The 22189-nt window shown below is 48.3% G+C and carries 17 protein-coding genes; 14 read left to right on the top strand and 3 right to left on the bottom strand.

Annotation, left to right across the window (positions count from 1 at the left end):
- Nucleotides 1-71: 71 nt before the first annotated feature.
- From CLV98_RS01870 to CLV98_RS01910, 9 genes are all read left to right on the top strand, one after another.
- Nucleotides 72-623 carry a thioredoxin family protein gene (locus tag CLV98_RS01870; protein ID WP_109672306.1) on the top strand — a complete coding sequence of 184 codons (552 nt, stop codon included), beginning with the start codon at nt 72-74 and terminating at the stop codon, nt 621-623.
- A gap of 726 nt (nt 624-1349) precedes the next feature.
- Nucleotides 1350-2717 carry an NAD-dependent succinate-semialdehyde dehydrogenase gene (locus tag CLV98_RS01875; RefSeq protein WP_109673026.1) on the top strand — a complete coding sequence of 456 codons (1368 nt, stop codon included), beginning with the start codon at nt 1350-1352 and terminating at the stop codon, nt 2715-2717.
- A 159-nt stretch (nt 2718-2876) separates the two neighbouring features.
- The gene (locus CLV98_RS01880; RefSeq protein WP_109672307.1) at nt 2877-3176 is read left to right on the top strand and encodes a putative quinol monooxygenase; all 300 of its coding nucleotides are present in this window, start codon (nt 2877-2879) and stop codon (nt 3174-3176) included.
- A 60-nt stretch (nt 3177-3236) separates the two neighbouring features.
- A complete protein-coding gene (locus CLV98_RS01885) occupies nt 3237-4184 on the top strand; it encodes an aldo/keto reductase (protein ID WP_229203160.1) in 948 nt (315 codons plus the stop codon).
- Nucleotides 4185-4523: 339 nt separating this feature from the next.
- Complete coding sequence (locus CLV98_RS01890) at nt 4524-5042, top strand: acyl-CoA thioesterase (protein ID WP_109672309.1); 519 nt, start codon at nt 4524-4526, stop codon at nt 5040-5042.
- A 94-nt stretch (nt 5043-5136) separates the two neighbouring features.
- Nucleotides 5137-5505, top strand: a complete 369-nt coding sequence (locus tag CLV98_RS01895) for a Rid family detoxifying hydrolase (RefSeq protein WP_109673028.1) — start codon at nt 5137-5139, stop codon at nt 5503-5505.
- A 112-nt stretch (nt 5506-5617) separates the two neighbouring features.
- Nucleotides 5618-7168 (top strand): glutamate--tRNA ligase, encoded by a 1551-nt coding sequence (gene gltX / locus CLV98_RS01900; RefSeq protein ID WP_109672310.1) that lies wholly within the window; start codon nt 5618-5620, stop codon nt 7166-7168.
- Nucleotides 7169-7317: 149 nt separating this feature from the next.
- Nucleotides 7318-7581 (top strand): hypothetical protein, encoded by a 264-nt coding sequence (locus CLV98_RS01905; protein WP_109672312.1) that lies wholly within the window; start codon nt 7318-7320, stop codon nt 7579-7581.
- 62 nt (nt 7582-7643) lie between these two features.
- Nucleotides 7644-8423, top strand: coding sequence for a TIGR00266 family protein (locus tag CLV98_RS01910; RefSeq protein WP_109672314.1), 780 nt, complete (start codon nt 7644-7646; stop codon nt 8421-8423).
- A 65-nt stretch (nt 8424-8488) separates the two neighbouring features.
- Here CLV98_RS01910 and CLV98_RS01915 read toward each other — a convergent pair whose 3' ends face one another.
- The 3 genes from CLV98_RS01915 to CLV98_RS01925 all read right to left on the bottom strand — a co-directional run bounded on the left by CLV98_RS01915 (nt 8489) and on the right by CLV98_RS01925 (nt 15116).
- Nucleotides 8489-10066 carry a RagB/SusD family nutrient uptake outer membrane protein gene (locus CLV98_RS01915; RefSeq protein ID WP_229203161.1) on the bottom strand — a complete coding sequence of 526 codons (1578 nt, stop codon included), beginning with the start codon at nt 10064-10066 and terminating at the stop codon, nt 8489-8491.
- Nucleotides 10067-10101: 35 nt separating this feature from the next.
- Nucleotides 10102-13236: a SusC/RagA family TonB-linked outer membrane protein gene (locus tag CLV98_RS01920; protein WP_374755169.1), complete on the bottom strand. Its 3135-nt coding sequence runs from the start codon at nt 13234-13236 to the stop codon at nt 10102-10104.
- A 788-nt stretch (nt 13237-14024) separates the two neighbouring features.
- Nucleotides 14025-15116: a Gfo/Idh/MocA family protein gene (locus CLV98_RS01925; RefSeq protein WP_109672317.1), complete on the bottom strand. Its 1092-nt coding sequence runs from the start codon at nt 15114-15116 to the stop codon at nt 14025-14027.
- A gap of 219 nt (nt 15117-15335) precedes the next feature.
- On the opposite strand from CLV98_RS01925, the gene CLV98_RS01930 reads away from it, so the two are divergent.
- From CLV98_RS01930 to CLV98_RS01950, 5 genes are all read left to right on the top strand, one after another.
- Nucleotides 15336-16250: a dihydrodipicolinate synthase family protein gene (locus tag CLV98_RS01930; RefSeq protein ID WP_109672318.1), complete on the top strand. Its 915-nt coding sequence runs from the start codon at nt 15336-15338 to the stop codon at nt 16248-16250.
- A gap of 165 nt (nt 16251-16415) precedes the next feature.
- Nucleotides 16416-17900 (top strand): aldehyde dehydrogenase (NADP(+)), encoded by a 1485-nt coding sequence (locus tag CLV98_RS01935; RefSeq protein ID WP_170120659.1) that lies wholly within the window; start codon nt 16416-16418, stop codon nt 17898-17900.
- 145 nt (nt 17901-18045) lie between these two features.
- Nucleotides 18046-19047, top strand: a complete 1002-nt coding sequence (locus CLV98_RS01940; RefSeq protein ID WP_109672320.1) for a 4-hydroxyproline epimerase — start codon at nt 18046-18048, stop codon at nt 19045-19047.
- Nucleotides 19048-19087: 40 nt separating this feature from the next.
- Nucleotides 19088-20344 carry an NAD(P)/FAD-dependent oxidoreductase gene (locus tag CLV98_RS01945; protein ID WP_109672322.1) on the top strand — a complete coding sequence of 419 codons (1257 nt, stop codon included), beginning with the start codon at nt 19088-19090 and terminating at the stop codon, nt 20342-20344.
- 106 nt (nt 20345-20450) lie between these two features.
- On the top strand, nt 20451-21860 hold the full coding sequence (locus tag CLV98_RS01950) for an APC family permease (protein ID WP_109672324.1): 1410 nt from the start codon (nt 20451-20453) through the stop codon (nt 21858-21860).
- The last annotated feature ends 329 nt before the right edge of the window (nt 21861-22189 follow it).

The following is a 22189-nucleotide window of genomic DNA, read 5'->3' on the forward strand; positions in this document are numbered from 1 at the left end:
GAGGAATGCGATTCATGAAAGCCGGTATATGCCTTGTCTAGAGGCTATATTCTGCTCGAAATTTTGAAATTATGTCATTAACCTATTCAAATATGATGGAGTTGGGGGCTAAGGCCCCCGGCTTTACCTTGCCCGACACCGTCTCTGGGCAGGCCGTCAGCCTATCGGAATGGAAGTCGGAGGTAGGGACAGTAGTCGTCTTTATTTGTAACCATTGCCCTTATGTGCATCATATCAATGCTCCGTTGGTAGCCCTAGCCCATCGCTACCAACAAAAAGGGATTCAATTTTTGGCTATCAGCAGCAATAACGTAGAGACCCACCCTCAGGATGCCCCGGAGCTGATGACCCAGGTGGCCGCAGAGGAAGGCTACCCTTTTCCCTATTTGTACGACCAAAGCCAGGAAGTCGCCAAGGCATATGGGGCCGAATGTACCCCCGATTTTTTTGTGTTTGACAAAGACCTGGCCTGTGTTTATCGGGGTCGGTTCGACGATTCGCGGCCTCAAAAAGACGAAGCAACTGGTAGTGACCTTTCTCAGGCTTTGGATGCCTTCCTAGCTGGCAGGCCAGTGTCCCAAGAGCAACATCCCAGCATGGGTTGTAATATTAAATGGAAATAGGGTTGCTAGTATTAGTGCTGGCTTAGTAAGTCGTTTGTTGATAGTGTATTGTGTAAATGCCGCTCTGAGTAACTATCTTTTGGAGCAAAAAGCTCTTTGAAAATGACACATTGATCACCCGGGGCGTAACAGGACCCGTCGAAGCAATGTCATGCTGATCACGCGGGGCGTGACAGGACCTGTCGAAGCAATGTCATGCTGAGCCTGTCGAAGCACAAAACGGGCCTTCGACAGGCCCAGGCTGACATGTGTAATTTATTGTGAATCAATTTATTGCAAAACATATCAATGTTGGTCTGTCGAGACAATGTCCTGCTGATCACGCAGGGTGTGAAAGGGCTCGTCGAAGCAATGTCCTGCTGATCACGCGGGGCGTGACAGGACCTGTCGAAGCAATGTCATGCTGAGCCTGTCGAAGCACAAAACGGGCCTTCGACAGGCCCAGGCTGACATGTGTAATTTATTGTGAATCAATTTATTGCAAAACATATCAATGTTGGTCTGTCGAGACAATGTCCTGCTGATCACGCAGGGTGTGAAAGGGCTCGTCGAAGCAATGTCATGCTGAGCCTGTCGAAGCACAAAACAGACTTTCAAAATAGAGGTGTTGGTGGTCAGCACATTGATAACTTGTCAACGGCAGCTAAACTTGACAGGCCGTTTAGGCATGGTTATTTCCCCATTACTAAAAATAAATTTTGGTATAAAACCCAAACGGAGAAAATTATGGCAAGCACAATCATTATTAATCCAGCTACCGGCGACAAAGTGGCTGAGTACCAACGTATCAGTTTGGACGATGCCAAGCAGAAGGTGGAAGCGGGGAAGCGCGTATTTGATACCTGGAAACTAAAAAGTTATGAAGAACGCTCGCTGCTCATGCACCGACTAGCCGATGTGCTGGAGCAAAATAAGGAGGAATATGCCCAACTCATTACCATGGAAATGGGTAAGGTGATCGGACAATCGAGAAAAGAAATTGAGAAATGCGTCTGGGTTTGCAGGTACTATGCCGACCATGGACGTTCGCTGCTGCTGGACGAAAGCGTACAGACGGAGGCTACCAAAAGTTATGTTACCTTTCAGCCTTTGGGGGTGATATTAGCAGTAATGCCTTGGAACTTTCCATTTTACCAGGTCATCCGCTTTGCCGCTCCCGCTCTTATGGCAGGCAATACCGGAGTGTTGAAACATGCATCGAACGTACAAGGCTGTGCCTATGCATTGGAAGTAGCCTTCGAAAAGGCTGGTTTCCCTACTGGCGCCTTCGTGAACTTAAACCTTAGCGCGGGGGAGGTCAAAGATATTATTGCCCACAGGCCTATCGTAGCGGTAACCCTGACCGGGAGCGATCCTGCGGGGCGTTCGGTGGCCTCGGTGGCAGGACAAAACCTAAAGAAAACCGTTATGGAGCTTGGGGGTAGTGATGCCTACATTGTATTGGAAGATGCCGATTTAGAGTTCGCCACCGACTTGGCTACCTTGGGTAGGTTGCAAAATAACGGGCAGACCTGCATTGCCGCCAAGCGCTTTGTGCTGCTGGACTCCATTTATGAGGATTTTTTGGAGCTTTTCGCCCAGAAAATGCAAGCGGCAGTGATGGGGGATCCTTTGGACGATAATACTTATTATGGCCCCATGGCGCGAACGGACCTACGCGACGAGATTCACCAACAGGTACTGAAAACCGTTGAGCAAGGGGGGCGCTTGCTATTGGGAGGCGAGGTGCCGCTGGGGCGAGGGGCCTACTATCCTGCCACCATCCTGGCCGACTTAAAGCCGGGCATGGAGGCCTTCGATCAGGAATTGTTTGGTCCGGTTGCCTCGGTAATACGTGCTAAGGATGAAGAGGAGGCCATTGCTTTGGCCAATCATTCGCAGTTTGGACTAGGAGCGGGGGTGATCACCACCGACAAAGCCAGAGGGGAGCGCATAGCCTTAAGGCTGGAGGCGGGTAGTAGCTTCGTTAATAAACTAGTGGCTTCCGACCCTCGAATGCCTTTCGGTGGTATTAAGAATAGCGGCTACGGCCGTGAGCTATCCGGGTATGGGATCCGTGAGTTTGTTAATACGAAATCCATTTGGATCGATTAGTTTTGGCTTATTAAAAGTTCTGCGGATACGCCTAAAAGTAGAAGTTGGCTCCCAACAATATTTTGGAACCGTTCAAAATTGCGTGCCAGTTTTGAGGTATGCAATCGATCAGTAAAGAGTTTAAATCGTTAAAAAAACCTATAAAAGCTAATAATTAGCATGACGAAAGCCCAGCCATTAACCATTGTAGCAAAGATTTACGCCAAGGAACAAACTAAGGACTTGGTAAAAGCCGAATTGATAAAGCTCATAGCGCCTACCAAGGCCGAAGAAGGATGCTTGTGCTACGACTTACACCAAGACTTAGAGAATCCATGCTTTTTTCTGTTTTACGAGACTTGGAGTACCCGGGAGCTCTGGCAACAACATATGAACAGCGAGCATTCGGCCAACTTTGGCAAAGCCACGGAAGGAGCTTTGGCGTCGGTGGCGATCCACGAAATGTCTCAAGTCGTGTAACGGCTTACAGGCGCATCCCCATTGGGGTTGCGTTTTTTTTATTGCTCTTAGAAATAAATCATGATGGATAAAATAAAAATAGGCGCTTCCGATTTGGAAATCGCGCGGATTAACTTTGGAGGAAACGTATTTGGCTGGACTTTGGACCGGCAACAATCTTTCGAAATACTGGACGCCTTCGTTGGGGCTGGATTTAACTTTATCGACACTGCCGACACCTATTCGTGGTGGGTAAATGGCACCGGAGGCCAGTCGGAGTCAATCATCGGAGCGTGGATGAAAGCCCGGGGGAATCGCGAACAAGTGGTGGTGGCTACCAAGGTGGGGTCCGAAACGAAGGAGCACCCCGTCGATATTAGTAAAAAACACCTATTAAAATCGGTGGATGAATCCTTACAGAGGTTACAGACCGACTATATCGATTTGTACTATACCCACTTCGATGATGGCACTACGCCGGTAGAAGAAACCCTATCGGCCTACGACGAGATCGTAAAGGCGGGGAAGGTCCGGTATATTGCCGCATCCAATGTTTCGCCAGACCGTCTGACGGAGTCCTTTGAAGTAGCCGAGAAAAATGATTTTCCTAAGTATGTGGCCTTGCAGCCTCATTACAATCTTGTGGAGCGTGAACAATATGAGACGGAATATGCACCCTTGGTAGAGCAATATGGGATGAGTGTAATGCCTTATTTCTCTCTAGCAGCGGGATTTTTGACTGGAAAATACCGATCCGAGGCCGACCTAAATAAGAGTGTCCGTGGCCAGGGAGCTAAGCGTTATTTGAACGATAAGGGCCTTTCGGTACTTAAAGCCCTGGATATTGTTGCGGCGAGGCATAGCAGCCAAGCAGCTACAGTAGCCTTGGCTTGGCTGTTGGCGCAGCCAGCTATAGCGGCACCTATTGTGAGTGCGACTAGCCAGAGTCAATTGCAAACCTTATTCGACGCCCCCTTGCTAAGGTTGGACGGGGAGGATCTGGCTATGTTGGCGGAAGCTAGCCGGTAAAGTAAGGGGGTTAGAGAAGGGGAGCCACCGGCCGAAGGCGTGTTCGTACTATTGGCTTTGGAGCCTGCTGAGGCGGAGGGTCTTCAGGGCCTTGCTTTGGAATGGGTGGTATTGCCCGGAAGAAACGCCTGCTCACTTTGTTTAGATTGGTAAGTGCTCTAAATTTGTAATGGGTCGCCTTATGGATGTTGCTGGTTAGGCCATCAACAAAAATGAAGCGACCAATTTTTGTATCCTTTCGTAGTATTTGTAGAAAGGATGATGTTTTTTTATCCTTTCACCCATTGTATCGCTCCATAGGCTAGGGATAGTCTCGGCCATTAAAATAGACTTAACCATATGTTGAATCCTAAGACTCCGCAACAGTCGGAGGTTACCATGACCGAAATGGTGCTTCCTAACGACACCAATACCTTGAATAACCTGATGGGGGGGCGCCTGCTGCACTGGATGGATATTTGTGCGGCCATAGCGGCACAAAAGCACTCTAACCGGATCGTGGTGACGGCCTCCGTCGATAATGTGTCCTTTACTGAGCCTATTCGATTGGGCAATATCGTGACTATGAAGGCCGTAGTGACCCGAGCCTTCAATTCGTCAATGGAAGTCCATCTTCAGGTATGGGCTGAGGATATTCCTGCAGGGAAGCGGGTGAGTACCAACAGTGCCTTTTACACTTTTGTGGCCGTCGATCAGAACGGCCGCCCTATAGAAGTTCCTTCCTTGTTGCCAGAGACTGAGGAGGAAGTGGCGCTGTTCGACAGTGCCCTGCGCCGCCGTCAGCTGCGGCTGGTGCTGGCAGGAAGGATGAAGCCCACGGAGGCTAAAGAGTTAAGGTCATTATTTGAAATAGAATAAAATCATAATTGGCGTTATTTTTTGATAATTTTGTGACCTAAATCATCTCATGAATGGGCTTTTCGAAAGTCCGATGACTAAAAAAAATATTCTTATGGCGAAAGAAATCATATATTCAGATAAGGCTCCTGAGCCTATTGGGCCTTATAGCCAGGCAGTAAAAACCAACGGGACTTTGTATGTGTCGGGGCAGATAGCCGCCGAACTTGCTAAGGCGGGCGACATCAAGGCCGAAGCGGGCTTGGTAATGCAGCAAATTGGCCATATTCTGGGTGCAGCAGGAATGTCTTTTTCCCATGTGGTAAAGGCTTCTATTTTTTTGAAAAATATGGCGGACTTTGCAGCGGTCAATGAGGTATATGGTAGCTTCTTTACCAGTGAGCCTCCCGCACGAGAAACCGTACAAGTGGCCATGCTCCCGAAGGACGTAAATGTGGAGATCTCGGTGATTGCCGTAGAATAGGCGACACCAGCGGTGCAGCGGTAGTAATAAATTATTGATGGTGGTAATATTCCTGGCTTTTTTGGCAAGGGTTATCACCGTTCTTCTTTACAAAAAATCAGCAATAAAATAAATGAGTGATCAACCAGTACGGGTACGCTTTGCCCCTAGTCCAACCGGTCCTTTGCATGCGGGCGGTGTGCGTACGGCCCTTTATAATTATCTATTTGCCCGTCAGATGGGGGGTGAAATGCTCCTTAGGATAGAAGATACCGATCAAACCAGGTTTGTACCCGGTGCCGAGCAGTATATATTAGAAGCCCTCAATTGGTTGGGAATCGAAATAGATGAGGGTCCCGAAACGGGTGGGCCACATGCTCCTTATAGGCAGTCGGAAAGAAAGGACATCTATCTGCAATATGCCCTGCAGCTAATTAATGAGGGAAAAGCCTACTACGCCTTCGATACGGCTGAGGAGCTAGATGTGATGCGGAAACGCTTGGAGGCAGCTAAAGTGGCCGCCGTTCAGTACAATGCCATCACCCGCATGGAGATGAGTAACTCCCTTACTTTGCCACCCGATGAGGTGCAGCGTCGCTTGGACCGGGGAGACGCTTATGTGGTCCGTATGAAAATTATGCCGAAAGAAGATGTCCGTTTCAACGACCTCATTCGTGGATGGGTAGTGGTGCACTCCAGCCAGATCGACGATAAGGTGTTGCTGAAGTCGGACGGCATGCCCACGTATCATTTGGCCAATATTGTAGATGACCACCTGATGGGCATCACCCATGTGATCCGTGGAGAAGAGTGGTTGCCCTCCGCTCCGCTCCATGTGCTCTTGTATCGTTATTTGGGTTGGGAGTCGAGCATGCCTAAGTTTGCTCACTTGCCCTTATTATTAAAGCCCGATGGCAACGGTAAGCTCTCTAAGCGAGATGCCGACTTGGGAGGCTTTCCTATTTTTCCGCTGCAATGGACCGATCCTACGAGTGGCGATGTGGCCAAAGGGTTTAGAGAAGAAGGGTATTTTCCCGAATCCACTGCCAATTTTCTCGCCTTATTGGGCTGGAATGCCGGGACCGAGCAGGAAATCTTTAGCATGAAGGAGCTGATCGACTCCTTTAGCTTTGAGCGTGTTCATAAAGCTGGAGCGCGTTTCGATATTCAAAAAGCCAACTGGTTTAATCAACAATATCTAAAAGAACGCCCTATAGAGGTGTTGGCCGAGGAGGTGAAGCCCTTATTTGCTAGCCGTGGCATTGCAGTCAACGACCAGCAAGTGGCTCAGGTGGTCCAGCTGCTTAAGGATAGGGTCTATTTTGTACGGGATATCGTGGAGGAATCGTTATTTTTATTTACGGCTCCTCAGGAATACGACCAGGATGTGGCCGTTAAGAAATGGAATGAAGAGGCTGTCACCGCTATTTCAGGGCTAGAAGAGGCCTTTGGAGCCTATGAGGGCGAATTTGACGCCGAGCATATCAAACAATTGGTGTTTGATACCCTCACGGCGATGTCTATAAAAATGGGCAAGGTCATGCAGGTGCTTCGTTTGGCACTTACGGGTGTAGGCACAGGACCCGACCTGATGATGATCATGGAGATCCTGGGAAGGCAGGAAGTACAAGAACGATTGAAAGGGGCGATTGACCGTTTACCAGCTCAAATTCGCCTGGCCTAATTCAAAACGGCCGTTTACTAAGTTTCGGTTGATGGGCCTTCCATGCTTTCGTATTTTCATGGTATCGAAAGCCCATCATCGAGGCAGTTCCGCCGTGGGTGGTATAGCGTTTTAGTGTAGATTAGCACATAGGTAAAACCAAAGATGATATGGCAAAGAAAAAAAAGACGGGAATTATAAAACCAACGGATGAAAAACCGAGGGTACATAAAGACCTAGAGGGCTTCGATATAAAGATCAATTCCTTCGGTGAGATTACCACTAGCTACGACATGGATCGTATCAATGAGTTTCTTAATAAAAATGTCGATGACAAAAAATTAAGAGACCGAGAGGATATTCCAGGACGCAAAGGGGATACCGATGAGGACGATCTGGATGAGGACGCATTGTTTTCGGACGAGGAGGAGTAGCCGCTTGTAGGGTACCCCTCGAATGCTAATTGAAAGACTTCTTTAAACCATAATCAATACAGATGAGATCACACGAAATAGACTATAAGATTATTGGCGACGATATCCAGGTGGCAGAAATAGAGCTCGATCCTATGGAGACGGTCATTGCCGAAGCCGGAGCGATGCTTTTTATGGAAGATGGCATTCATTTCGAAACGAAGATGGGCGATGGCTCCGAAGCCAATCAAAGCATAATGGGTAAGATATTCCAGGCGGGTACGCGTATCCTTACGGGAGAGTCCCTTTTTATGACCCACTTTACCAACCGTGGGATGGGCAAGAAAAAGGTCGCTTTTTCCGCCCCTTACCCGGGTACTATTATGCCTATTGACCTGTCGAAAATCTATGGTAATGAGTTAATCGTTCAAAAAGATGGTTTCTTATGTGCGGCCATGGGGACTAGCATGAAAATTCACTTCAACCGTCGTTTTGGTTCTGGCCTCTTCGGTGGGGAGGGTTTTATCCTTCAGAAACTAAAAGGGGACGGGATGGCCTTTGTGCATGCCGGTGGAGTGATGATAGAGCGTCAACTCAATAACGAAACCCTACGTATCGACACGGGTTGTGTAGTGGCTTTCGAACAGTCGTTAAGCTTCGATATACAGCGCTCTGGTGGGTTAAAGTCCATGGTGTTTGGTGGTGAAGGTATGTTTTTGGCCACCTTGCAAGGAACAGGGCGCGTCTGGATCCAGTCGATGCCTATCTCCAAACTGATTCAGCGCTTGGCGGTAGGAGGTCCTAATGCCAACAAAGAAAGTGGTTCAGTAATCGGGAAGTTGGGTAACCTCTTTGAAGATTAGATTGCTCTAAAAGTATACATTTAAAAAAATCCCCTGCGATCGATTTCGCAGGGGATTTTTTTGGGTTATTGGTCGTATCCTGGATTCTGAGGCCTCAAGTTGGGGCTGTTCAGCATTTCTTGCACCCCCAATGGGAATAAGAGGTGTTTTTCCTTCAGGGTGACCCCATCGCCAGTATTTAAGTTGACGTGGCCCACGAAGTCGTCAAAGCCTTTGGTCTTCTCGTTGAAGACTTTACGGAGCCTTACCATGTCAAACCAGGTAATTCCCTCATAGCAGAATTCGTACCATCGCTCTCTCCATACCGCTTCTCTGAACGAAGTTTGAGAAAAAGTACCCATAGCAGGTGTGGTCAGTTTAGCCCGGTCGCGAATGCGCTTATAAGCCTCATAAGCCTCTGCGTTTAGTCCGCCCACTTCGTTTTGCGCTTCTGCGTAGATAAGCAATACCTCTGCAAAACGAATCAGGTTTACATTTAAGTTGTTGAGTCTAGTAGCGGTTATACCCGGCCCACCCAGTGCTGCCACATTGAAATATTTGAATACATAGGGTGCTCCTAATTCAAAGGGGGCCCCATTGCCATTCATATAATAGCTCGTATAAAACCAGCCTTCTTGGTCTTTCGTACGTAGGTCCCCCGTTTCGAACGAATTGTAAAAAGATAAAGTAGGTACCGTACTTCCCGTTCCACCAGGTCCTGCAAAGGTTACAGGCTTAAAATTGGGAAAAAAGTCGTTCAATGGGAAACCCGCCACCACGGTGTTATACTGGATCTGGAATAGATGCTCTAATTTATTCTTCTGGGTTTCGTCATGAATTTTTTTATAGGTATCAAACAAATTCACCGTCGTTGGGTTTGCCTTCGAATAGTCGATCACCTCTTTTGCTTTGGCTGCTGCCAAAGTGTAGTGAGAGGCTCCTTTGTTTAATGGAAACCCAGCCATCGTTAAATAAACCTTCGAGAGCAGCGCTTTAACGGCCATTTGTGTGGCACGTCCACTGGTTTCAAACACGGGCAAGCCAGCCGCTTCTGCTGCCTTGAGGTCTTCTACGATCAGGTTATAAACTTGCTCCTGAGGGGACCTTTCGGGGAAGAAATCCTCCGAAGAGGCGGTTTGAGGCATGGTGATGATCGGTGCATCGCCCCATAGTCTTACCACATTGAAATAGGCCCATGCCCTCAGAAATTTTGCCTCGCCTAGGAGCTTCGTTTTTTGAGCCTCTGTGGCAGGTGCTACAAAGCTGATGCCTGGTATTTTGTCCAAGGCAAGGTTGGCATTGGCGATGATTCTGTAGAGTCCATTCCACCAGTTATTAACATGCTCCGTATTACCGTCGTGACTCAACGAATAAAGGTTGTTAAGGTTGGAGTTTTGGCCAGTTTCAGTGGTTGCCGTCCCGGTGACGGCCTCCAACATTTGCCAGTTGGCAGAGAAGATCCCCGCCCCATCACCGTAGAAGCGAAGGCCCGAATAAGTGGCCCCAATAGCCGCTTCCGCATGGTCGGGAATGGTATAAAAACTTTCAGGCGTTAGGTTTGATGGATCCTTTTCGTCTAGGAAGTCGGAGCAGCTCGTAGGGGCCAGCATCATGACCCCTGAGATCATGGCTAGTCCTAGTTTTTTGAAATGATATAATTTCATAATGAATGTCTTTTTGGAATAATAAAATCAGCCTGTTACAAAGTGATTTGCAAACCTCCCGTGAAGGTCGATGGCTTGGGATACCCGTGCCAGATCATGCCTTGAGAGAATACATTATTACTGTCACCACCACGTATCGGGGTCATTTCGGGATCTCCGTGTGGATACTTCGTTAACAAGAAGAAGTTTTGGGCAGAGATATACAGTTTAAGTCTGTTAAGCTTGATCTTATTGATCATTTCGGATGGGAATGTATAACCCAGCACGAGGTTTCTACCCCGTAGGAATGATCCGTCAAAAATCCAACGGGTATCTACGTTCGTTACATAGCCCGCTTTTGTATCGCGAAGCTGTGCAATCGGTGTATTCTGATTGGTAGGCGTCCAAGCGTCCAATACGGTAGCGTAGCTGTTTGCTAGCGAAACACGGTCTTCACTGGCGTGTAAGTTCATATCCATTACATCGTTGCCATATGAATATTGCAAGTCGAGCATAAGGTCGAAATTACCATAGCGAATCGTGTTGGTAAGCGAGCCCCAGCCTTTTGGACTACCGTTTCCGATAATGCTACGGTCGGCATCGGTGATTACACCGTCGCCGTTTACGTCTAAGTATTTGATGTCGCCTGGCAACATGGTAAGGCCGGCACGGTAGCTGGTAAATTTGGCTGCATCATCCGCTTCTGCTTCGCTCCAGGTACCTAGCCTTGTAAGTCCCCAGAAAGCACCCACCGGTTCTCCAATACGGATTACGCTGGTCTGGTTGGTAATTCCAGGGCCACCTACACCGAATATGTCGGCAGGAGTAGCCAAAGAGAGTACCTTACTCTTGTTGAGAGATATGTTAAAGCTTGTATTCCAGCTAAACCTGCTGGTTTCGATGTTTACCGTATTGAGCGTAAACTCTAGACCTTTGTTTTCCATAGAACCAATGTTCTTACGGATTACAGAATAGCCACTTGTACGTGGAACGGGTGCATCCAGAAGCATATCGGTGGTTTTTCTGTAATAGTAATCCGCCTCAACAGAAATACGCCCTTTCAAGAAGCTGATCTCTATACCTGCATCCGTTTGGGCTGTTTTCTCCCATTTTAGGTCATTATTGGCCAGTCTGTTGATACCAGTACCATTGAATCGGGTATCGTTGTATACCGTCGCATATGTAGAGCTCAGTAAAGAAAGCGAGGAGTAAGAAGGAATTTCAGAATTACCCGTTAGTCCATAACTGGTCCTTATTTTCAAGTTAGAGATAATCGAATTTCCTTTTAGGAATTCTTCGTCAGAAACTTTCCAGGCCAAAGCAGCAGAAGGAAAGAATGCGTATTTATGGTTGTTTCCAAATTTGGAGGATCCATCGGCCCGTCCCGTCACGGTCAGAAGATATTTATCTTGAAGGGTATAATTGATCCGACCGAAGTAGGAGTTAAAAGCGAAACGAGAGGCGCCTGAGGAAACAGCTGGTAAGGTCGATCCCGCCCCTAGATTATTGAACCCAAAGGCATCGGTGGAGAAATTCCGAACACTCGCTCCGGTGGTAGCAATATTGGTTTCTTGCCATGAAATACCCAATAATGCGTTCAACGAATGAATACCACCGAAGGTTTTGTTGTAAGTCAAATAATTCTCAAATGACCAAAACTGCTCCTTAGAGTTGTTTTTGCTGGCAGTCCCAGACTCCCCGATGCGCAAGGTCCTCGTTTCCGATTGGTTAATCTCCTGGTTTAGGATGTTAACCCCTAATATTGAACGCATTTCTAAGCCAGGAGCAAGGTTGATATTCGAATAAATACTCCCTAAGGTCGTTTGCGTGTTTTGGATATACCGACGGCCCATCAGGCGATGCACAGAGCTAAATGATCCTTCGGCGCCTGGATAATCTCTGTTATTAGCATAAGATCCATCCTTATATTTTACGGGTAGGAAAGGGAAGTCTTCGACCATCTGACGAGGAACGGCGTCACTAATATCTACTAAGTTCTCCGATTGATTGTTATAGCTCAAAGTGGCCCCAATTTTCAGCCATTTTTTGACCTGATCATCAATGCTAAAGCGCGTGGAATAGCGCTTTAGATAGGAGGTTTTAAGCAGTCCCTGGTCGTCGCGGTAGTTAAGAGAAAGGGAATAGGTAGTTCGCTCGTTGCCTCCACTAAAACCCAGTTGGTGATTCTGAGAAAGTTTACTTTGTGTAGACTCTTTAAACCAATCCGTGTCATAATTGGGTGCAAAGGTCCCGTCAGCACGAACTGTGAATATTTCAGGATATTTGGCTTGCAAGGCGGCACGTCGTACTTGTGGGTCGTGTGTCAGATACTTGCCGGCAGCCCAGCCTACTGGATCGAATTTTTCCATATTTTTATAGGAAAGGTCTTCTACATCCAGATATTCCTGAGCATTGAGCACCTTGGCTCTCTTAGGACCAGGCGTAGCCACACTGAAATCGACCCCATAGGTGATCGATCCTTCGCCTGACTTTCCCTTTTTGGTCGTTACCAGGATCACCCCGTTAGCGCCCCTCGCTCCATAAATAGCCGTTGATGAGGCATCTTTAAGTACCTCCACCGATACGATGTCGTTCGGGTTGATATAATCGATGGCCTGACTTTGTTGATTCTGATTTCCCTGAGGAAGCATCACTCCATCCACCACATATAGGGGGTTATTGGAGGAGTTGATGGAGCTAAACCCCCGTATACGTACGTTACCGCGTCCTCCAGGACGTCCTGAGTTGACGTTAACCTGAACCCCAGAAATTTTACCCTGTAGTGCCTGGTTTAAGGATGGCGCTGGGCGTTCCTTGAGCTGATCTTCCTTGACGGTACCCACCGCGCCCGTAAGATCGGACTTCTTGGCAGTACCATAGCCAATTACGACCACCTCACTTAAGGCCTTGGTATCGGACTCAATAGCGAGGTTGACTACGGAACGGTTGCCTACTTGTATTTCTTTGCTTACAAAACCGACGAAGCTAAATACTAAAACCGAACTATTGTCGGCAACTTGTATGGAATAACTGCCGTCGACATCGGTACTGGTGCCTTGGCTGGTACCTTTAACAACGACATTGACACCGGGAAGAGGGTCTCCTGTGGATACGTCGGTGACTTTCCCCGTCACAGTCCTGTCGACTGCCTGGGACATGGGAGCTATACTCCTGGGTGGAGTAGAAGCCATAACTGCGTTGAGGGAGCTCACTGCCAATAGTAGGGCAGGAATAAGCCGATTCCGCCATAGGCGGTAGGTCCCTGCTATGGATTGCGTAAATTTTCTTTTCATTGTTAGGAAGTAGTTAGCGATTTTTTGGATTGGCTACTGAAATAGTAGAATTACTGTTTAGCAAAAAGGTTTTAGCATAGATAACTGTTTTAGAAATGGATGTATATATTGGTTTACTAGAATTCTTTTTGGAATGAATTTATAGGCTATTAAGCCTAATTTGACCTTTTGGGAGAATATACCGTTGTGCTATCTATACTGCATAATAGGGAGTTTTAATGGCAGTATTTTAAGTAAAATTAGAGAATAGTGCCAAATAAACTAAAATATTTTCAAAAATATTAACTTTACTTAATGGCTATAAGTGGTGACTTGTAAAGCAGTCGGCGGTTGATTGTCAATTTAACGTACTAATCAATTGATTATGAGGTGGTTTTGAGGGAGGTGTAAGTCTTTAAGGGATAGATGATTAAATTGTTAAATCATCTAGGAGTGGGCTAAGGGAATTAGCGTATGGGCTGATGTGAAATGATCTTGAAACCTTTAAGGTAAACATTTATTCCCCTGTTAAAGCTATTCCGATTTTAGAAAAAGTCCGGAAGGGCGAATCTTTTCATTAGTAGGTTATATGAAAAGAGGGAATAAGGATATGGATGGTTCCAAAAAAATGAAAATAAAAAAGCCAATCCTTACCTACGCTCGTAGCCTGAGGAGCGGGTAAGAATTGGCTTTAGAGAAAGGAAGGTTTAGACGAGGTCTACCGTGCGGCCGGTGCGCACCGACTCGTCGCAGGCGAAGGCGATTTGTAGGCTCGTAACGGCGTCTTGCATATGGTCGGTAAGGTCTAGGTCTTCTTGTATCGCTTTTAAGAAGTAGTTCTGTTCCCGGTTGCAGAGCTCTTGGTGATCGGGCTCATCATTTAAGTTGATCCAGCTATCTTCCTGCATAAACTCATCGGCCTGGTTGAGCTTGGCATGGTGTACCCGGATCGACTCCGTTTTGGTATGCGCCTCAACAGACGATGACTTTCCGGTCCCTCCGGCGTCTTTTGCTACGATGGATACGGAGCCTTTGGGGCCTATGACGTCTTTTATAAAAAAGGCAGTCTCGCTGATCATCGGTCCCCATCCGGCCTCATACCAACCCACGGAGCCGTCTTCAAACCAGATCTGCAATTGACCGTAATTATAGTTCCCGGTGGGGATCTCCTCGGTAAGCCGGGCACCAATGGCATTCACCCGTAGGGGTTTCGAGCGGGTCATCTGGCACATGACGTCTATATAATGAACGCCACAGTCTACAATAGGGCTAAGGCTATTCATTAGGTTTTTATGCACCCCCCACATATATCCGTGGCTTTGTTGGTTGAGGTTCATACGCATCACCAACGGCTTGCCCAGCAGCTGGGCTTCTTCTACGAATCGTTCCCATGAAGGATGATGCCTGAGGATATAGCCCACTACCAATTTTTTGCCGGCTTTATTGGCGGCCTCTACCACCCGTTTGGCACCTTCGACGGTGGCGGCTAGTGGTTTCTCTATAAACACATGAGCGCCACTCTCTAAGGCCTTAATGGCATAAGCTTCGTGGGTGTCGGGATAGGTGGAGATGCAGACCGCATCGGGGAGGGTCTCCGCCAACGCCTGCTCGTAATTATTGAAAAGGGCATATCCTCCGCCCAATTTTTCGTTTAGAACTTCTTTGCTTTTTCCGGGGGTAACGATACCACATATCTCAAAGCCCGACTGGCTATGATAAGCCGCGGCATGCGAAGCGCCCATGTTTCCGGCTCCTACTACGAGCACGCGTACTGGGCTCGTAAGTTGCTGAGTTGACATAACTTATTATTTAAAATTAGGAATAGTACCAGGTCTTCAAGAACCATTGAGCACAAAAATAAGGATTAATTATGATTTTGGACTCATGACCCTGTTTTGGGTCTTCGAGTGGCTTAGGTTAAAATCGGTAAAGAATTGATTAATTACAGGTTGGCCTGATGATGGAGATAGCGATACTTTTGTGCTGAAACATTTTATTCATTTTAAGACCAAGGAATCATGCAAAAAAGTGACTGGCAAGGAATATTTCCCGCTCTACTAACCCCTTTTGACGATGCCGATGGACTCGACTTACCCATGTTTAAGAAAAACCTATTGGCGCAAGTCGAGGCGGGCATATCGGGGGTCATCGTGGCAGGGTCGTTAGGAGAAGCCAGTACACTCACCAATGAGGAGAAATTCGAATTGGTGCGTTGCGCCAAGGATTCCCTGGCCGAACTACCCGTGGTATTATGTATTGCGGAGCAGTCTACAGCCCAGGCGGTGGCGCTAGCCCAAGAAGCAGAGCGTGTAGGGGCCGATGGCCTAATGGTACTCCCTCCCATGCGCTACAAGGCCGATGACGACGAGACGGTACTCTATTTCAAAACCATTGCAAGGGCCAGCTCCTTGCCGATCATGGTTTACAATAATCCGATCGATTATAAGATAGAGGTTACTTTGGAGATGTTCCGGCAGTTGGCGGAGGAGGATAATATCATCGCCATCAAAGAGTCGACCCGCGATGTAAGCAATGTAACCCGGCTAGCCAATGAATTTGGCGATCGATTCCAGATCTTTTGCGGGGTGGATACCCTCATTATGGAAGAGCTGATGCTAGGAGCCGATGGAGTAGTAGGGGGGCTTGTAGATGCTTTCCCCAAGGAAACGGTGGCGATCTATAAGCTTGTCAAGGCGGGTAGGTATCAGGAGGCCTTGGCGATTTACCGTTGGTATCTGCCCTTGCTCGAGCTAGATATACACCCCAAACTAGTACAAAACATAAAGCTGGCAGCCCAAGCGACGGGCATAGGCAATGAAGCCGTGCGGGCTCCACGACAACCGCTGGCAGGGGCCGAAAGGGAGGCCGTGCTACAGGTCATTGAAAGGGCAATGGATACCCAGCCACAGCTACCCGACTACCTACATCTGTAGCAGGGCGATTTGTTGAGAGCCTGTCCATCTATAGCGATCTACAGAACGAAGCGGTAGCCCGAAACGTTAATTGATGGTACTATAAGAATGGACAGGGGATAGAAGGTAAGATGAAGCCATTTATTCCTTTTGTTCAAAAGCTCGATAATTAATACCTAAAATGACATGATGATGAATCCTAGTAAACAAGAAATAGAAGCGATCCTCGATAAGGCCCAGTTGGCTTTTGTAGAGACCAAAGCTAAGGCTATCGATGAGCGGTTGACATTGATGCATGCCGTGGCTGACGAGATAGAGGCTCTAGGGCCGGAGCTTATCGCGGTGGCCGGTGAGGAGTCGAACCTCCCCGAAGGCAGATTGGTGGGGGAAAAAGCGCGGACGGTGTTTCAATGGAGAAGCTATGCGGAGGCCCTTAAAAGAGGGGATTCTCTCGATGCTAGCATCGATACGGCCAATGCAGAGCGTACACCTCCTAAGCCCGATTTGCGTAAGACCAATATTCCTTTGGGGCCAGTAGCCGTTTTTGGGGCGAGTAACTTCCCCTTTGCTTTCTCTACGGCTGGTGGAGATACTGCCAGTGCCTTCGCCGCTGGCTGCCCGGTGGTAGTGAAAGGGCATCCGGGCCATCCCAAAACTTCCACGATGATGGCCCAGGCCATTGCCCGAGGTGTAGCCAAGAGTGGTTTTCCAAAAGGAATGTTTTCACATGTTTTGAGCAACTCCTATGAGGCGGGCCAATGGTTAGTAACTCACCCCGTTATTAAAGCGGTGGGCTTTACAGGCTCCTATCAAGGAGGCATGGCGCTGGTAGAGTTGGGCAATAATCGTCCAGATCCTATTCCAGTATTTGCCGAAATGGGGAGTATCAATCCGGTATTTCTGCTGGAGGAAAAATTAAAACTTTCAGGAGCTGAATTAGCTACTGCATATGTGGGGTCTCTCACCCTGGGTGTGGGACAGTTTTGTACCAATCCTGGCTTGTTAGTAGCCGTGGATGGTCCCGAGCTCGATGCCTTTATCGAGTCGTTGACAACGGCCATTGAAGGGGCGGCTCCCGCCATGATGCTCCATGAGGGCATTGCCAAAAACTACCTTCATAACAAAGAACTGGTAACGAGCCAAGAAGGGGTAGAAATACTAGCGAGGGCCGCTAGAGAAGCGTCGGAAGGGCAAGGTTCTCCCACGGTAGCGTCGGTGATGGGTACGGAATTCTTACATAACGAGCATCTGCAGGAAGAGGTCTTCGGGCCATTTGCATTGGTGGTAAAATGTAAGGACGCCCAAGAGATGGAGCAGGTGGCAGCACGCCTTAAAGGCCAGCTTACCTGTACCTTGCTAGGTACCGAAGCCGACCTTACCCAATATGCACGGCTTATCGCTCAAGTGCAGATAAAATGTGGACGTATACTATTCAATAATTTCCCGACAGGGGTCGAAGTTGTTAAGTCCATGCACCACGGAGGTCCCTTTCCGGCAGCCAGCGACGGCCGCTTTACTTCTGTTGGTGCCGATGCCATCAAGCGATTCACCAGGCCCTTTAGTTATCAAAATTGGCCCGATGCCCTGTTGCCCGATGAATTGAAAAATGCCAATCCTTTGGGGATTTATCGCATGGTCGATAACGTGCGTAGCACGGCCCCAATAGCCTAAGGCCTGGGTCGTCTGGTGGTGCTGACGGATTGTTGGCGATCATTCCCATGGTCTCCAGAACCCTGAATGCCACCTGAAAGTGCCTGCCTATACCTTTATAAGCCCCCGGTTGTAAGCAATCGGGGGCCATTCTTAAAATAGACAGATGCGTAAAACTTTTTTTTGTATCGATGCCCATACCTGTGGCAACCCCGTTAGGGTAGTAGCTGGTGGCGGACCCATGCTTCAAGGCAAGGACATGATGGAACGTCGGCTCCATTTTTTAAAAGACTTCGACTGGATCCGCAAGGGGCTGATGTTTGAGCCCCGAGGGCACGATATGATGAGTGGAAGCATCCTGCTTCCCCCAGCCGATGAGGCCAACGATATTGGCGTTTTGTTTATAGAAACCAGCGGCTGCCTGCCCATGTGTGGCCATGGTACCATTGGCACGGTTACCATTGCCATAGAAGAAGGGCTGGTGACCCCTAAGGTGCCAGGAAAGCTACGGCTAGAAACCCCCGCTGGGCTGGTAATGGTGGAGTATCAGCAGGAGGGCACGAAGGTAAAGTCGGTGAAATTGGTCAACGTAAAATCCTATCTGGCCGCCGAAAATCTGTTGGTCGACTGTCCAGAGCTAGGTATCCTCACCGTTGACGTGGCCTATGGCGGTAATTTTTATGCCATTGTCGACCCTCAAAAAAATTTTACTGGAATTCAAGATTATCCCGCCGACAAGCTCATTAGCTGGAGCAGGGCGTGTCGGACCCAGATGAATGAAAAGTATAGTTTCGTGCACCCTGAGAATAGTCATATTAACGGATTGAGTCACTTTCTGTGGGCTGGAGCGGTTTTGGATCCTTCTTCTACCGCCCGCAATGCGGTATTCTATGGAGACAAAGCCCTGGATCGTTCGCCCTGTGGTACCGGCACCTCCGCTCGGATGGCCCAATGGCATGCCAAAGGTAAGCTAAAAGTCGGCGACCGGTTTATTCACGAGAGCATCATAGGTTCTCAGTTTATAGGTACCATTGAGGCCGAAACGGCAGTGGGTGATAAGGGCGCTATCGTTCCCGGCATAGAGGGCTGGGCAGTGGTAACAGGCTATAATACTATTTTTATAGATGATGAAGTCGATCCATATGCTTATGGTTTTCAAGTGCTTTAGGGAGCTATAGATCGCTTAACGTTATTAGATAATAATCAATATGGGTAAAAAAGGTACTGTTCTGGTGATCGGCGGTGGGATTATGGGTCTTAGTTCGGCTTATTATCTATTAAAAGATGGTTGGCAGGTTACGGTTTTGGACAAGGGAGACTTTACAGATAATGCCTCTCAAGGCAATGCAGGCATGCTCGTGCCGAGCCATTTTGTTCCGATGGCCGCACCCGGGATGGTCTCCAAGGGGATAAGGTGGATGTTCGACAGCAAGAGTCCTTTTTATGTGAAACCGGCCCTGAGTTGGTCACTGGCCAGCTGGGGGCTGCAATTTATGCGCAGTGCCACCGAAGCCCAGGTGCAAAGGGCATCAGTTCCCCTGCGCGACTACCATCTTTTTAGTCAACAGCTATATAATGACCTTCAGAACGACCCCGAATTCGACTTCAAACTCCAGCATAAAGGGATTTTGATGCTTTTTAAATCGGTAAAGGCCGGAGAAGAAGAGTGGCAGGTAGCACAAAAAGCCTCGGAGCTTGGGCTCGACGTCGCCCTTTTAAATGGAAAGGAGGTGCAGGCATTAGAACCTCATGCCCGGCTAGAGGTGTTGGGGGCGGCACATTACCGTTGCGATGCCCATCTAGATCCCTCCCTGCTCTGTAGCCAGCTGCTGCAACACCTCCGTCATAAAGGCGTCGAACTGAGGAGCCAGTCTGCAGTGACGGGCTTTAGCATTACAGAGGGTGTCGTAAGAGAGGTGGCGACCAATACCAATACATACCAGGCCGATCTGGTGGTGATGACTGCCGGTGCATGGCTGCCAGACTTGGCGCGAAAAGCAGGATTGAAAATCCCGGTGATGCCAGGGAAGGGGTACTCCATTCTCGAACCCCTTGGTAGCAAGCCGATGCTTCATCCCTCGCTTTTGGTGGAGGCCAAAGTAGCGGTGACCCCATTCGCAGGCTTCGTCCGATTCGGTGGTACCATGGAGCTCGGCGCTATGGATCGACGTATCAACATGAAGCGTGTGGAAGGCATCCTGGGAGCAGTACCAAACTATTATCCAGATTTCCGTCCGGTAATACCTCCATTAGAAAAAATATGGTTTGGGTATCGCCCCTGTTCGCCCGATGGGCTGCCGTATCTGGGATATGCCCGAGGATTGAAAAATCTGATCGTGGCTGGGGGGCATGGTATGATGGGCGTTAGCTTGGGCCTCGGCACTGGCCAGTTGGTCGCCCAATTGGCGATGGGCCAACGTCCCTCGGTCGATTTGTCCTTATATGCTCCAGATCGCTTTCAGTAGGTTTTTCTAGGGTATATTGCGTTCTTTAGGAGGCTATTTACTGGTTTTACAAATAAATTCAGTAGTTTTCGAAACTCCTGATTTATAATCCCTACTAGAACTATTTATGCAAGAAACTGGCCGTTCCTTCAAACCCTCTTTAGGACTATTCGATGCCACCATGCTCGTAGCGGGCAGTATGATTGGCTCCGGTATTTTTATTGTCAGTGCCGACATTGCCCGAAACTCAGGTAGCGCTGGCTGGCTTATTCTGGTATGGGTCATTACCGGATTTATGACCCTCACCGCCGCCTTAAGTTATGGTGAACTTAGTGCCATGTACCCCAAGGCGGGGGGGCAATATGTATATCTTAAGGAGGCCTATAATCCCTTGGTTAGTTTTCTGTATGGCTGGAGCTTTTTTACGGTTATTCAAACGGCCACTATTGCGGCCGTAGGGGTGGCCTTTGCCAAGTTTACGGCCTATATCTTCCCTATTTTTAGCGAAGATCTCATCGCCCTGGATCTCGGATTGCTGCAGATATCCGCTGCCCAGCTGCTTTCTATCGTGGTGATCGCCCTGCTGACTTATATCAATACCCGTGGTGTGCAGGGTGGCAAGGTCATCCAGACGACCTTTACCCTTACCAAAATCCTAAGTCTGCTGGGGCTTATTCTGTTTGGATTACTGTATATGAAACCAGAAATATGGGATGCCAACTGGCATAGCCAGGCGAGCTGGGACTTGCAGGGCCTCAGTCGGGATGGTACCATTACGTCTTATACGCTTATAGCCGCTCTTGGTGCCATTGCTGCTGCCATGGTAGGCTCCATCTTTAGTAGCGATGCCTGGAATAATGTCACATTTATAGCTGGAGAGATCAAAAATCCACAAAGAAATATAGGGCTGGCCTTGGGATTGGGCACGCTCATCGTCACGGTGATTTATGTCTTAACTAATATTACTTACACGGGTCTGTTGAGCATGACCGAAATCGCCTCTGCCAGCAAAGATCGGGTGGCCATATCGGCGGCCCATGAGATTTTTGGTACCGCCGGAACCGTCGTTATCGCTCTCATGATCATGGTTTCTACCTTTGGTTGTAATAATGGCCTCATCATGTCGGGAGCGCGGGTGTATTATTCCATGGCCAAAGATGGATTGTTTTTTAAAAAGGTGGGGGATCTCAACCGCAACGCCGTTCCAGGCTTTGGCCTGTGGATTCAATGTCTTATTGCCTGTGCATGGTGCCTGAGTGGAAAATATGGTGATTTGCTAGACATGATTTCTTTCGTCGTCGTATTCTTTTATATGCTTACCATTGCAGGGATTTTTATTCTGAGAAAGCAAAAACCCGACGCACCACGCCCCTACAAGGCCTTTGGCTATCCTTTCTTGCCGTTGATCTATATGCTGATGGGAACGACTTTTTGCACCCTGCTTATTATTTATAAGCCCGAATACACCTGGCCCGGACTAATTATCGTGCTGTTGGGTATTCCAGTATACTACCTTATTCGGAAGAAAGGGTTTTAGGGGTTAGGGATTAGGTGTTAAAGGCGTTCCGCCGCGCGGTTAAGGGTTAAGGGTTAAGGGTTAAAGGTTAAAGGTCAAAGGTGTGCTAGTAAGACCAGGTCCAGCGTTTGCCTACCGCCTAAGGCCTACTGCCTAAGGCCTACCGCCTACTGCCTAAATACGTTCCGCCGCCCGGTTAAGGGTTAAAGGTTAAGGGTTAAAGGTCAAAGGTGTGCTAGTAAGACCAGGTCCAGCGCTCGCCTAACGCCTAAGGCCTACTGCCTATCGCCTAAAATTGGCCGCCGTCCGGTCAAAGGTGCGCTAGCAAGACCAGATCCAGCGCTCGCCTA

The sequence above is a fragment of the Dyadobacter jejuensis genome (assembly GCF_003149085.1).
Lineage (GTDB): Bacteria > Bacteroidota > Bacteroidia > Cytophagales > Spirosomataceae > Dyadobacter > Dyadobacter jejuensis.

Coding starts and splice junctions, on each gene's coding strand:
- CLV98_RS01910 (WP_109672314.1), top strand. CDS start 7,644: ATGAGATCACACGAAATAGACTATAAGATTATTGGCGACGATATCCAG.
- CLV98_RS01905 (WP_109672312.1), top strand. CDS start 7,318: ATGGCAAAGAAAAAAAAGACGGGAATTATAAAACCAACGGATGAAAAA.
- CLV98_RS01940 (WP_109672320.1), top strand. CDS start 18,046: ATGCGTAAAACTTTTTTTTGTATCGATGCCCATACCTGTGGCAACCCC.
- CLV98_RS01895 (WP_109673028.1), top strand. CDS start 5,137: ATGGCGAAAGAAATCATATATTCAGATAAGGCTCCTGAGCCTATTGGG.
- CLV98_RS01935 (WP_170120659.1), top strand. CDS start 16,416: ATGATGATGAATCCTAGTAAACAAGAAATAGAAGCGATCCTCGATAAG.
- CLV98_RS01950 (WP_109672324.1), top strand. CDS start 20,451: ATGCAAGAAACTGGCCGTTCCTTCAAACCCTCTTTAGGACTATTCGAT.
- CLV98_RS01880 (WP_109672307.1), top strand. CDS start 2,877: ATGACGAAAGCCCAGCCATTAACCATTGTAGCAAAGATTTACGCCAAG.
- CLV98_RS01930 (WP_109672318.1), top strand. CDS start 15,336: ATGCAAAAAAGTGACTGGCAAGGAATATTTCCCGCTCTACTAACCCCT.
- CLV98_RS01890 (WP_109672309.1), top strand. CDS start 4,524: ATGTTGAATCCTAAGACTCCGCAACAGTCGGAGGTTACCATGACCGAA.
- CLV98_RS01925 (WP_109672317.1), bottom strand. CDS start 15,116: ATGTCAACTCAGCAACTTACGAGCCCAGTACGCGTGCTCGTAGTAGGA.
- CLV98_RS01870 (WP_109672306.1), top strand. CDS start 72: ATGTCATTAACCTATTCAAATATGATGGAGTTGGGGGCTAAGGCCCCC.
- CLV98_RS01885 (WP_229203160.1), top strand. CDS start 3,237: ATGATGGATAAAATAAAAATAGGCGCTTCCGATTTGGAAATCGCGCGG.
- CLV98_RS01920 (WP_374755169.1), bottom strand. CDS start 13,236: ATGGCTTCTACTCCACCCAGGAGTATAGCTCCCATGTCCCAGGCAGTC.
- CLV98_RS01875 (WP_109673026.1), top strand. CDS start 1,350: ATGGCAAGCACAATCATTATTAATCCAGCTACCGGCGACAAAGTGGCT.
- gltX (WP_109672310.1), top strand. CDS start 5,618: ATGAGTGATCAACCAGTACGGGTACGCTTTGCCCCTAGTCCAACCGGT.
- CLV98_RS01945 (WP_109672322.1), top strand. CDS start 19,088: ATGGGTAAAAAAGGTACTGTTCTGGTGATCGGCGGTGGGATTATGGGT.
- CLV98_RS01915 (WP_229203161.1), bottom strand. CDS start 10,066: ATGAAATTATATCATTTCAAAAAACTAGGACTAGCCATGATCTCAGGG.